The 12,861-nt window shown below is 52.9% G+C and carries 8 protein-coding genes and 1 tRNA gene; 5 read left to right on the top strand and 4 right to left on the bottom strand.

The annotated features are described in order from the left end of the window. Positions 1-67: 67 nt before the first annotated feature. Positions 68-2,092, top strand: a complete 2,025-nt coding sequence (locus IDM49_RS04235; RefSeq protein ID WP_190725136.1) for a TPM domain-containing protein — start codon at positions 68-70, stop codon at positions 2,090-2,092. Positions 2,093-2,262: 170 nt separating this feature from the next. Then, positions 2,263-2,979: a PspA/IM30 family protein gene (locus IDM49_RS04230; protein ID WP_190725135.1), complete on the top strand. Its 717-nt coding sequence runs from the start codon at positions 2,263-2,265 to the stop codon at positions 2,977-2,979. A 121-nt stretch (positions 2,980-3,100) separates the two neighbouring features. Here the strand turns inward: IDM49_RS04230 and udk are convergent, their stop codons facing one another. After that, positions 3,101-3,736: a uridine kinase gene (gene udk / locus IDM49_RS04225; RefSeq protein WP_190725134.1), complete on the bottom strand. Its 636-nt coding sequence runs from the start codon at positions 3,734-3,736 to the stop codon at positions 3,101-3,103. A gap of 459 nt (positions 3,737-4,195) precedes the next feature. Here udk and IDM49_RS04220 point away from each other — a divergent pair, with 459 nt between their 5' ends. The 3 genes from IDM49_RS04220 (at position 4,196) to IDM49_RS04210 (ending at position 7,955) form a co-directional block, all read left to right on the top strand. Next, on the top strand, positions 4,196-5,563 hold the full coding sequence (locus IDM49_RS04220) for an SLC5/6 family protein (RefSeq protein WP_190725133.1): 1,368 nt from the start codon (positions 4,196-4,198) through the stop codon (positions 5,561-5,563). 56 nt (positions 5,564-5,619) lie between these two features. Then, positions 5,620-6,993: an L-serine ammonia-lyase gene (locus IDM49_RS04215; RefSeq protein WP_190725132.1), complete on the top strand. Its 1,374-nt coding sequence runs from the start codon at positions 5,620-5,622 to the stop codon at positions 6,991-6,993. A 131-nt stretch (positions 6,994-7,124) separates the two neighbouring features. Next, the gene (locus tag IDM49_RS04210; RefSeq protein ID WP_228008185.1) at positions 7,125-7,955 is read left to right on the top strand and encodes a helix-turn-helix transcriptional regulator; all 831 of its coding nucleotides are present in this window, start codon (positions 7,125-7,127) and stop codon (positions 7,953-7,955) included. A 140-nt stretch (positions 7,956-8,095) separates the two neighbouring features. Here IDM49_RS04210 and IDM49_RS04205 read toward each other — a convergent pair. From IDM49_RS04205 to IDM49_RS04195, 3 genes are all read right to left on the bottom strand, one after another. Then, positions 8,096-8,169, bottom strand: a tRNA-Met gene (locus IDM49_RS04205). A 202-nt stretch (positions 8,170-8,371) separates the two neighbouring features. Then, the gene (locus IDM49_RS04200; protein WP_190725130.1) at positions 8,372-11,407 is read right to left on the bottom strand and encodes a UPF0182 family membrane protein; all 3,036 of its coding nucleotides are present in this window, start codon (positions 11,405-11,407) and stop codon (positions 8,372-8,374) included. A gap of 211 nt (positions 11,408-11,618) precedes the next feature. Next, the gene (locus tag IDM49_RS04195; RefSeq protein ID WP_190725129.1) at positions 11,619-12,758 is read right to left on the bottom strand and encodes a YlbL family protein; all 1,140 of its coding nucleotides are present in this window, start codon (positions 12,756-12,758) and stop codon (positions 11,619-11,621) included. Positions 12,759-12,861 lie beyond the last annotated feature (103 nt).

Below are 12,861 nucleotides of genomic sequence, written 5' to 3'. Positions count from 1 at the left end.
TGATTTAAAACGACGCTCCGCTCTCGAGTACTCACGTCTCACGGCAGTTAGACAGTAAGGACATTTCATGACGCCCAAGTCTTCGCATCGTACGCTCTTTGCCTCTTTGGCTGCGCTCGGTCTGATGGCCTTGCCCACCGCCGCGTTCGCTGAGGCGCCCATGGATTTAGATCCGGGTGTGCGCATCCTCGACACCACAAAAGCGCTCGGTAACACCTCTACCCTGCAAAGCGATATTGATCAGCTGGCCACAAATGAGCACGTTAATCTTTTTGTCGTAACCGTAGATTCTTTTGAAAGCCCCACCAACTCTCAGCAGTGGGCCGACCAGTTTGCCAAACTCAATAACCTGGGCACCAATGACGCTGTACTTGTCATTGCAACTCAGGACCGCCAGGCGTACTTCACCGCAGGTGGCAACGGCGTCCTTTCTCAAACCCAGCAAGAAGAAATCTACAACGATTACATCTTCCCCAAGCTGCGTAGCTCCGACTATGCAGGTGCTGCTGAGGCAGCTCTCGAAGGAATTGATGCCAAGCTTTCTGGAACTTCGTCCTCTTCTGCTAATAACTCCTCAGACGGCGGAGTTGGCACCGGCGTAGCAACACTGGTTGGTGTTGGTGCGGTAGCCGCTGGCGGTGCTTACCTTGCAACTCGCGGGCGTCGCAAAAAGAAATCTTACGCACCGCAACAAGGCAACAGTCAGCCGTACGCTAACGGCGCTCCCCTCCCGCCCCTTGAAGATCTACGAAAGCAAGCCGGAGCTTTACTGATTCAAACCGATGACGCAATTGCCCACTCAGAGCAAGAAATTGAGTTTGCTCGTGCACAGTACGGCGAAGAGCAGGTGGCGCCGTTCGTTACGGCTATTGCAGAAGCAAAGCAGCACATGCAACGTTCGTTCCAACTTCAGAAACAGTTAGACGACGATATTCCCGACACCGAGCAGGATCAGCGCGCTTGGCTGGGCGAGATTATTGCGCGCTCGCAGGACGCTCAGAAGTCACTCAATGAACAAAATGAGAATTTTTCTGCTTTGCGCAAGCTGGAGCAGAATGCCCCTGCTGCCATTGACCATGCTGAGCGAACTATTGCAAACGTTGAGGCATCGTTCCCAGAAGCGCAGCAAACGTTGGATCAGTTGCAGCGCGATTACGCGCCGAGCGCTTCAGAGCATGTTTCTGACAATATCGATCAGGCACGCAGCCGTTTGAATTTTGCCCGTACCACGTTGGCCGAAGCACGCACACTAGTAGATACCAATCGCTCCGAGGCGATTATCAAATTGCGCGCGGCAGAGGAAGCAGAAAATCAGGCTCAGGGCTTGCTCAACGCTATTCGCAACCTCAAAATCGAATTGGCTCAGGCTCAAGAGTCACTCAATCAGGCTTTGTTGATTGCAGCTCGCGACGTTGCTCAGGCTCAGGAATATTCCCGACACGGCGGCAATACGGCTGAGCTCGCATCCGCTGCTGCTGGCGTCAATGCGGTTCTTGATGAGATTAGAGCCTCCAGCGCCAACGGTAAATCCGACCCGCTGGCTCTCACAGAGCGCTTACAGGCTGTTCGCAGCGACCTTGACCGTGCCTTGGGCACCGTGCGTGAAGTCAACGACCAACAAAATGCAGCGCGTCAGAACCTGCAACACGCATTGATCTCGGCGCAGGCTCAGGTTTCAACTGCTAGCGATTATGTATGGGCTCGACGCGGTGGAGTACGCCAGGATGCGCGTACTTGTTTGCGAGAAGCAGAACGCCATCTTCAGGACGCACAGGCCCTTCAAAACACCGACGCGGTTACCGCCTTGTCGCACGCTAACGACGCCATCCGTCTTGCCAGCGAAGCGCAGCGCATCGCTCAGAACGATGTTGATGATTTCAACCGTTACGGCGGCGGTGGCGGACGCGGTGTTGACTTCAACTCGGCGATGCTCGGCGGTATTTTGCTCGGCGGAATCCTCAACGGAGGCAATCACGGCGGATTCGGCGGCGGTTGGGGTGGCGGAGGCTCCTTCGGCGGCGGAGGTTTCGGCGGTGGCGACTTTGGTGGCGGCGGCTGGGGCGATGGCGGCGGAGCAGGCGGCAACTTCTAAGTCCGGCGTACTCTTGCGTCCTGCGCTGAAAATTCAGCGCAGAGCGCACAGATTTTCAGCCTTCACACAAAAACCTCCCTACCCAACGTCAGGGCGTCGTGAGAAAATAGATATATGTAGCTCACCAAGCATCCAGCTTGAAGCTTCACCTCGAAAGGTAAAGGTAATTCATGGTAAAGCAGTCAATTTTTGGTCGTATTGCTCAGCTGACCAAGGCGAATATCAACGCACTGTTGGATTCCGCTGAAGATCCGCAGAAGATGCTGGATCAGATGGTTCGCGACTACACCAATAACATTGCAGAAGCAGAGCAGGCTGTGGCTCAGACCATCGGTAACCTTCGTATGCTCGAGGAAGATCACGCAGAGGATCTCCGCGAAGCTGAGGAATGGGGTTCAAAGGCTCTCGCTGCATCCAATAAGGCTGATGAGTTCCGTTCCGCTGGCGATACCGCAAATGCTGACAAGTTCGATAACTTGGCAAAGGTCGCTCTAGGACGCCAGATTCAGGCTGAAAGCGAAGCTAAGGCAGCAGAACCTCAGATTGCTGCTCAGACCGAGGTTGTTGAAAAGCTCAAGGACGGTCTGAACAAGATGCATGAGAAGCTCAATGAGCTCGCCAACAAGCGCGATGAGCTCAACGCTCGTCAGAAGTCAGCATCTGCCCAGCTTCAGGTCAACGACGCTCTCAAGTCGTTCGACGTTATGGACCCCACCAGCGAAGTTTCACGCTTCGAAGAGAAAGTTCGCCGTGAAGAAGCGAAGGTTCGCGGCCAGCAGGAGCTCGCAGCGTCCTCACTCGATGCTCAGTTCAACGAGCTTGAAGAGCTCGGCAAGCAGTCAGAGCTTGATGCTCGCCTTGCAGCGTTGAAGAACAAGAACGCATAGCGTCTGGTTTTCCGCATAAGGGCCAAGAAGCTGAAAGGTCCCGCATCCTTGATATCTAAGGATGCGGGACCTTTTCTTGTGTCAGCTTAGCCTGCTTTATTTTCGGCGCTGTGACAGTGGGTTAGACAGTCGCTGTGGGGTTTTGCCCCAGTTCAAGCTGACGGTGAATACGGTGGATCAGCATATCCAGCGCTACCATGTTCTTGCCTTCTGGGATGATGATGTCAGCAAAACGTTTTGAAGGCTCCACGTGCAATTCGTGCATGGGTTTGACGGTGGCAAGGTACTGATTTTGTACTGACTCAATGGTGCGTTTGCGCTCCACAACATCGCGTCGCATACGGCGAAGAATGCGTACATCGGCATCGGTATCAACAAAGATTTTGATATCGCAACGTTCGCGAATCTCAGGTTCGGCGAAAATGAGGATGCCTTCGACGATAATGATGGGTCGGGGCTGAACTGGAATGGTTTCTTCGCTACGGTTGTGCACGGTGTAGTCGTAGACCGGGGTCTCAATGACTTGTCCGGAGATTAGCTCGTCGAGCTGGGCGGTCATCAGTTCGTTGTCGAAGGCCTCTGGCGCATCGTAGTTCAGCAGTTCGCGTTCTTCATAGGTTAGCCCATCGTTTCGCTTGTAGTAGTTGTCGTGGTAGACAACAGCTACTTGGCCTTCGAAAGATTCTACGATTGCCTGCGTTAAAGTGGTTTTTCCCGATCCGGTACCACCGGCAATACCCATGACGAGCGGTTTCATGCCCTATCCCCTGTTCGTGCGCGTTTGGTGACTGATAAAAAGTTTTGCTCTATTCTTCCATGTTTTGCGGTGTGAGGACGCGTGTGTCTGGTTTTTGTGCGCAGGCACTCACCCGGTTTGCCAGTAACTGCTCGGTTTTTGATGCTGTCTTTAGCGGGATAGATTGCCACAAGAAGCGGCGCATGTAAGGCTCTGACCCTAAGTTTCACAACTTGATAATAAATTATTTATCAGATTGATAATTTCTTATATATTTTCAGATTTTAAGCGTGTAACATGGATTACATCTTCCGAAGAACCGGGAAATCAGGAAAATCTGCCGCAGCGCAGCATCCACGAGTGAGAGAAAAATTTATCATCCCGCAATACCCCGCGGACACTGATAAAAATTTTTCACCCTACAGAGGATTCCAACTCCCACTGACTTCGGCCGTTACTTCACCACAACTGGAGAGAAAAATGGCACTCACCGCTGAGTCACCCAAGCGCTCACACCGCATATCAGGGGCATCTACTCGCGCTGGTCAGTCACCAGCAACCCAAGATTCCGAAGCACACAGTGCAGTTCCCCGTTGGAATAAAACAGACACTCTTTGGACCTTGAGCCTTTTCGGCACAGCAATCGGCGCCGGCGTCCTCTTCCTCCCCATTAACGCAGGCATCGGCGGCATTATCCCGCTGATCATCATGGCGGTCATCGCCTTCCCCATGACCTACTGGGCACACCGCGGCCTCACCCGATTTGTACTGTCAGGAAAAACAGCGGATTCAGACCTCACCGAAACCGTCACCGAACACTTTGGCATCAAAGCGGGCGCTTTCATCAACGTCCTGTACTTCCTCTCGGTCTACCCCATTCTGCTGGTCTACTCGGTCACCATCACCAACACCGTCAACTCATTCTTAGAACACCAGCTGGGTATCACCCCGCTCCCCCGTTGGCTCATGTCACTCATTCTCGTGGGCGGCCTGATTTTGATTGTTCGCATGGGTAAAGACATCATCGTTCGCGTCATGTCATACCTAGTCTACCCCTTCATCGCGGTACTGGTTCTTCTAGCGCTCTACCTCATCCCCAGCTGGAACGGTGCGATCTTCCAGACCTTCGACCCCGCGGTAGCCGCACAAGCGTCCGGCCACTCACTCGCTGTCACGCTCATGCTGCTTGTTCCCGTGATGGTGTTCTCGTTCAACCACTCACCCATGATTTCCTCCTTTGCCGTTGACCGCCGCCAAAAGTACGGCAAACACGCAGATGCAAAAACCGGTCAGATTCTGCGCCGCGCAGAAGGCCTGATGGTCATCGTTGTAATGTTCTTCGTCTTCTCCTGTGCGCTGGCACTCAGCCCCGCAGATATGGCTGAAGCAAAAGCGCAGAACGTCACCATCCTCTCTTACCTCGCAAACCACTTCGACAACCCCATCATTCAGTGGATTGCTCCCGTCATCGCAATGATTGCTGTTGCAAAGTCATTCCTCGGCCACTACCTCGGTGCAGCTGAAGGCTTCGAAGGCCTCGTTATCAAGGGGGCAAACGCAGGCGGCAAGCGCTCCATCGGACACAGCAAGAAGCTCTCAACCGCAACCTTGCTCTTCATGCTGATCACCGCTTGGCTCGTCGCATGGGCTGACCCCTCAATTCTGGGCATGATTGAGACCCTGTGCGGCCCGACCATCGCAATTCTGCTCTTCCTCATGCCGATGTGGGCAATTCATACGGTGCCCGCACTTCAGAAGTACAAGGGTAAGGCCTCAAACTACTTCATCTTCTTCATGGGACTAGTTGCACTAGCCACCATTATCTACAGCATCGTTCAGGCCTTCTAAACGATGATTTATTAGCGAATATTATTCGCGCATTCTCATGGCAAGGACTATGAAAAATGTTTATCAGTATCTTTGATATGTTCAAGATCGGCATTGGCCCCTCCAGCTCGCATACGCTTGGCCCCATGAAAGCAGGTAAAGCTTTTGTCGATCAGCTCATCGAAGAAAACAAACTGGAGCAAGTGACTCGTGTTCAAGCGAACGTGTACGGCTCCCTATCCCTCACCGGCATCGGCCACGCAACTGACAAAGCTATTTTGCTCGGCCTCGCCGGTGAGGTTCCAGAAACCGTTGACACTGACGCTATCGATTCGTTCATGGCGGAGGTTCGCTCCAGCGAAAGACTCATGTTGGCTGGCACCCATCCTGTTGATTTTCCCCGCGACAGCGGATTCTTCTTCTGCGATGAATGTTTGCCCATGCACGAAAACGGTATGTGCATCATCGCTTTCAACGGTGAAACAGAGGTTCTTCACAAAACCTACTATTCCATCGGTGGCGGCTTCATCGTAGATCAAGAGAACTTCGCAAAGCGCGGCGAGAGCGGGGCTGAGGTCCCCTACGATTTCAGCAATGCAGAAGAGATGCTGGAACTGTGCGAAAAGCACAATCTCACTCTTCCAGAGCTCGGCTGGGCTAATGAAACAGCAGTGCGAAGCGAGGACGAGATTCGCGCTCATATCCATAAGGTGTGGGAAGTCTGGCACGCAGGTGTAGAACGCGGCTCTCACTCTGATGGGCCATTGCCCGGTAACCTTTTGCTTCCGCGTCGCGCAGCAGCCCTGCGTCGTCGCTTAGAAGCTCAAGAGACCACCGATGCTATGAGTGTGCTGAGCTGGATCAATATGTTCGCATTTTCGGTTTCTGAAGAAAACGCATCATGCGGACGCGTGGTCACAGCTCCCACGAACGGTGCGTGCGGTGTGGTTCCAGCGGTTCTGCACTACTACGACAAGTTTGTGGCTCCTGTTGATGAGAAGATACTGACCGATTACATTCTTGCTTGTAACCAGATTGCATCGCTCTACAAGATGAATGCATCGATTTCAGGAGCTGAAGTTGGTTGCCAGGGTGAAATCGGTGTTGCGTGCTCAATGGCGGCCGGCGGTTTAGCCCAGCTTCTTGGAGCAACACCCGAGCAGGTCTGCGTTGCATCTGAGATCGGCATGGAACACAACTTGGGTCTTACCTGTGACCCGGTTCTTGGGCAGGTACAGGTTCCCTGTATCGAGCGTAACGGCGTGGCATCGGTTGAGGCTATCAATGCAGCTAACATGGCACTACAGCGTGAAACCACGCCCAGTGTCTCGTTGGATAAGGTCATCGAAACCATGTACCTGACCGGTAAAGATATGAATCGCAAGTACCGAGAGACCTCGCTGGGCGGCTTAGCTTCCGTTATCAAGCCCAAGGTAGCTCCCTGCGGTTAACTAATACCTGTACATAGTTAGGGGGCGCTTCGCTTGATTCTAAGCGGACGCACCCCATTCTTATAAAAAGTTTGTGTCATAATAAATGAAATTTTATGAGTTGCATAACACACAGCAGAATGAAGGCAAATGTGGCTACACCAGTTGAAAACACCAGCAGGTTTATTGAGCGCTACATTCCTCTCGTTGATTTTCTGGGCCAATCGTTAAGACCAAACGTTGAGATTGTGCTGCATGATCTTGATGTGCCTGACCGCTCCATCATTGCCATCGCCAATAGCCACATCAGCGGTCGTGAAATTGGTGGCCCCGTCACAGATTTTGCCCTCTGGTTTATGCAGCAGGGCAACACCGCCCACGTACCCATGATGACAGGCTACCGTGCGGTCAATGCAGAAGGTCGCGTATGCCGCTCGTCCAGTTATTTCTTGCGCGATGAAAATGATGTCATGCGGGGGATGCTCTGCATCAACGTTGATATTTCAGAGTGGATTCACCTGCGCGATGTTGCCGCGGGAATGTTGGGTGGCTCAGAAACAACCCTTCCCGATAAATTTGACGCCTTTGGTAGCTACCCGGGGACGCCGCTCCCTGCCCATGCCGACGCTGTTGTTTCGCATTTTGTAGATAGCGTGCAGCCTACAGTTCAGGACGCGGGCTTACCTGCGGCAGCTCCCGCGGCGGCGGCGCCAACGGCTCCTGTGGGTGAAAACGGGAAAGAAGTCATTACAGAAAGCCTGCGCTCCAATATTCAGAACCTCATCGATTCAATGCTGAATACGGCACTGTCAAAGCAAAGTATTCCGCCAGAGCGTATGCAGAAGGAAGAGCGACTTGCTGTTGTAAAAGACCTGGAAGATATGGGTTTCTTTATTCTCAAGGGTGGCATCACGGCAGCCGCTAAGCGCTTGGGGGTCTCTGAGCCGACCGTGTATCGAGATCTTGTACAGGTGCGAGACTAAGTAGATAAAAAATTACCCGGTTCCGCGCTTCATGCCCGATTTTTGGTGGATGTGGCGCGGAAACCGGGTAACTTTCTCGCAACTAATTGTAGATAAGCAAAAAGACCCAGTTCCGAAGAACTGGGTCTTTTTCTTTATCGTTGCGGGGGCAAGATTTGAACTTGCGACCTCCGGGTTATGAGCCCGGCGAGCTACCGAACTGCTCCACCCCGCGGCGTTGATATTTACTTTACACACCTTAAACAGTCATTGCAAACCAATTTGCCCGTTTGAGACTCAAAACACAATTATAAGCACGATTGGGCGTAGATAACCAGAGGCTCTTTGAGGAACACCCCTACCGCATCCCAAGTAAAACCCCTGCCGCACAGAACCGTACGGCAGGGGGTCAATGACGCTGACTTGATGCGAGTAAACTACTTGTTCGCGCCGTCAGCCTCGATAGCACGATCCAACGCTTCTTGAAGTCGTTTCTGAGCTTCGCCGTAGGCAGCCCAGTCGCCCTTCTTCATCGCAGCGTCGGCGTCCTTCATTGCAGTATTAGCGTCATCGAGTGCCTGCTGCAGGCTACGCGTATCAGCAGAAGAAGCTGAATCATTAGAGTCAGACTTATTCTCATCAACCGACTCCGTGCCGGTCTCAGCAGCTGCCTTCTTCTCATCAACTCCGGAGTCAGCGGCTACATTTGCCCCGGAATCTCCACCGAAGACCTCATTCAGCGCCTCATCCAAGGTAGGAGCAAAGCCCACCTTATCGCCAAAGCTGACCAGCACACGACGCAAGGTCGGGTAAGCAGAATCGCCGGATGACTGCACATAGACAGGTTGCACATACAAAATGCCGTCACCCACGGGCAAGGTCAACAGATTACCGTTGATCACAGTGGACGCACCGCGACGCAAGAGGTTAAGTTCCGTCGACACATCGGCATCAGAGTTGAAGTTATTCTGCGCCTGGCCGGGACCAGGAACAACCGATGAACGTGGCATCTCTAACAGCTTGAGCTTGCCGTAGTCCGCGCTACGTTCACCATCCTTACCGGTACCCGCATCGCCGTTCGCCGCCAAGAAACCATACATCACGTTACGCGTGTTGGAATCTGACTGCTGCGGAATAAACGAGGTGGTCAGCGAGAACGCTGCCTTCTTTTCATCGGGCATCTGCAATGAGAGGTAGTACGGCGGCAAAGGCTGAGGAGTCTCAGACTCAACGGTGGGATCGTTAGGAGTTGCCCACACGTCGTCGCCTGCGTAGAGGCTGCTCGCGTCAGTCACGTGATGCGTGTTAAGCATCTCGCGCTGCACCTTGAACATATCCTGCGGATAGCGCACGTGATCCAGCAGTTCGGAGCTCATCTCTTTGTAGCTCTTCAGATTATTCGGGAATACCTTTTGCCATGCCTGCAGTACGGGGTCCTCTTCATCCCACGCGTACAAGGTGACAGAACCGTCATACGCATTGACCGTAGCCTTCACCGAGTTACGGATGTAGTTGACCTCATCCTGCGGCAGTGCCTGCGCCACACCCGCTGCGGTCTCTGAGTCTGAAGTAGCCGCATCCAGCTGTGAATTCTCAGAATAGGGGTACTGGTCAGAGGTGGTGTAGGCGTCCACGATCCACTGCACCTGACCGTCAACAATTGCCGGGTAGGGGTTACCATCAACGGTCAGATAGGGCGCTACCTTCTCAACGCGTTCTGACGGATTGCGGTTGTAGAGAATCTGCGAGTTATCTCGCACGACGTCCGATAGCAAGATATCAGTGGACTGGAACTTGATAGCGTACGCCAGACGACTCAGAGCATTACCGATGCTAGGGCCACCGTTACCGGTGAAGGTGTACTTGGCATCGCCCTTCTCATCACCTGCAGTTTGAGGGCGGTCAAGCTCAAGAGCTTCGTCTCCCTCGCCGCCACCGACAATGGAGTAGTCCGGTGAAGACTGGCCAAAATAGATGCGCGGCTCGTAGTCCTTAGAGATATCACCGGTCGCAGTAATACCCGACTGAGTGAACTTCGGCTTGCCATCTGATTCAACCTGGTTACCGGATGCCGCAATAACACCGTAGCCGTGAGTATAAACCACGTGCTGATTCAGCCACGATGAGTCAGCGTTTTGCTGGGGATTGAGCTCACGGGCAGCCAAAACGGTATCTTGGACCTCGCCGTCAATCTCATAGCGGTCAACTGCCAGGTTATCTTCAAAACGGTAGTAGGGTCGGAACTGCTGAAGCTGCGCAAAAGCATCTGACACTACGTTCGGGTCAAGCAAACGAATGTTTGAAACGGTCTCTGACTGACCTTTCAACGCGCCGGATGCGGCGTTGGTAGTCGCGTCGTAATCGCTAGTTTCGATTTTATCGAGACCGTAGGCAGCACGCGTCATATCGATGTTGCGTTGAATGTACTCGTTCTCGTAGGCCTGCTCGTTAGGGGTGACCTGAAAACGCTGAACAATCCACGGGTAGATACCGCCTACCACAAGGCTGGTTATCAGCAAGACTGCGGTGCCGATCAGAGGCAGGCGCCACTGATGAGAGACAGCTGCGTAGATAAACAAGGCGGCTACCAGCACAGCGGCAACCGCTAAGATTGCACGCGTGGGAATAATAGCGTTGACGTCCGTGTACATAGCACCGGCCCAGCGTCCGGACTGGCTCTGAATCGCGGTGTAGCGTTCAAGCCAATAGCGCACGCCGCGCACCACGATAAACAAGGCGATCAAAACAGCAATATGACGCTTGAAGTGCCGAGTGGTTTCAACACCGCGGTCGAGTACCTTGATGCCGCCGTTGAAGTAGTGGACCACAATAGCGCCGATAGCTGAGATCACGATTGCTGAGCTCAAAAAGCCTGTGAGCAAGTTCCAGAACGGCAGATTAAAAACGTAAAAGCCGATATCTTTGTTGAACTCGGGGTCGGTCTGACCGAAATCTACGCCGTTGAAAAACAGCAGAACAGTTTTCCATTGAGTCATCAACGAAGACGCTAAGAACACGCCCACAATAAGCGGCACAACCCACGTCAACGTCTTGCTCAGGGAATCACCGGCTTTGCGGTAACGGTTAAGGTTCTGGTTGAACATATCCTGCAGTTCCACAAAAGAATCCTGCGGACGCTGCGGAATGGGGTTGCCCTGAGCATCGAACTGCTGTGGACGCTGGTGAGTAGTACGCGGACGCGATGTCGTCTGCGCCTGCGGATCTGCATGTTTGAGAGCGTACCGGATGCTAGCCCACAGTGGCAGGGCAATCAGCAAAGTACCCACGCAAAACAGCACGATTTTCACTAGGTTCTCGGTTACAAAGACGTTGCCGAAACCGAGCTGGTTGAACCAGAGCACCTCGGTGTACACCTGGGTGGCGAACACAAAGAGTGCAATGAGAATGCCCACGATGATAAGAGTGAGCGTGAGGGTGTTATTTTTGCGCTTACCTGATGGGGCGGGCCGCACGCTGGATGGTCCGTTTATCACGTTTTCCTCATCGATAGTAATGTCGTTGCCTTATGCCTTGTAGGCAGGCACTGCTTGAATTTCAAAATGTGCGATTTTGAAAAAATTATTACTATCTATTGTGCCAGCTCGCGCCTGCAGATATAAGGCGAGATGACCTTGTTAAGCGGTTTTAAGCCCCAAATCTTTGACGTTCGGTAAATATTCAGACTTACGGGGCCGGGCAGGATGCGAAGTCTGAGGGATCTTTACTGCCCTCCCCTATCTGCTGCACTGTTTGAGCTGCCTCATCCAGAGTCTTCACAGGAATAACAGTCAGGCCTTCGGGGATTCGTCCGGCAACATCCGCACAATTATCGGCAGGTAGCAAGAAGATTTCGGCACCGGCGTCTTGAGCACCGGTCAGTTTCTGCGGCGCCCCGCCGATAGCACCAACGTTTCCGGCGCTATCGATGGTACCTGTTCCCGCAAAATGCTTGCCACCGGTCATGTTCACTTCATTGAGCTCATCGATAATGCCCAAGGCAAACATCATGCCTGCGCTTGGACCACCGACCTCTTCAAGTCCGTAATTTACGGTAAACGGGAACGTGTAGTCCTTCTTGATGTAAAGCCCCAGCAGATACTTTTGAGAATCTTCGTTATAACGAGGAGTTACTGCGACGTTGTGTTCCTTACCATCGCGTTCCACCGTTACTGTGATCTCTTTACCGTCTGATTCATCAACCAGTTTGTTCAGCTGATCATAATGCTCGAGTTTTTCACCGTTGATAGCGGTAACAACGTCGTTTTCTTGAATCTTGTCTGCGCTGGCACTGTCATCAGCCAAACCTGCAACCACAAGTTTCTCAGTGAAATCCTTCTTGAGATACGTCAATGCAGCTGCCTCAGCATTTTGCTGGGAATCTGTCATATCGGCAGCGTTTTGTGCGCTCACCTCGTCAGAAGACGTGGTGGGAGCATACATCAGCGCGCTCGGCACCACGTTGGATGCCTTATCAAAGAAATTCGCCAGCACATACAGCGAATTCACATCGGTATTAGGCCCGCCCGCAACAGATACGGTGGTCATATCTAGCTGTCCCTCGACCGGGTAAGATTTCTCCCCCTCAATAGTAATCAGTTGCTTGCCGTCATATTCACCGATGGTGTTGAAGGTAGGACCGGGCTGCTCAGTAATGTACTGCACCGGAATCACAAACGAGCCAAGCGCCAACAACGCCGTACCAAAACCGCAAGCGCGAGCAAGCGTCCACGGGCGACGCGAACGATTTGCGCGCCGCAAATTGTGGGCTCGCTTGGACTGATTCTCGGATGCAAAAGAAATAGAAGAAGGACGCTCACTGTGCATGCGTACTAGAGTACCGCGAAAACATGCAAAGACGCTGATAACGGCACTACCCGCCCAGCACCGTCACAAGAACCACTTTGGAACCGGTTCTTCTCGGCTGTGC

Origin of the sequence: Rothia terrae, from assembly GCF_014705925.2 — a bacterium.
In the GTDB taxonomy this organism is placed as follows: Bacteria; Actinomycetota; Actinomycetes; order Actinomycetales; family Micrococcaceae; genus Rothia; species Rothia terrae.
The sequence above is the reverse complement of the archived record's forward strand: the minus strand, read 5'-3'. Positions and strand labels throughout refer to the sequence as shown.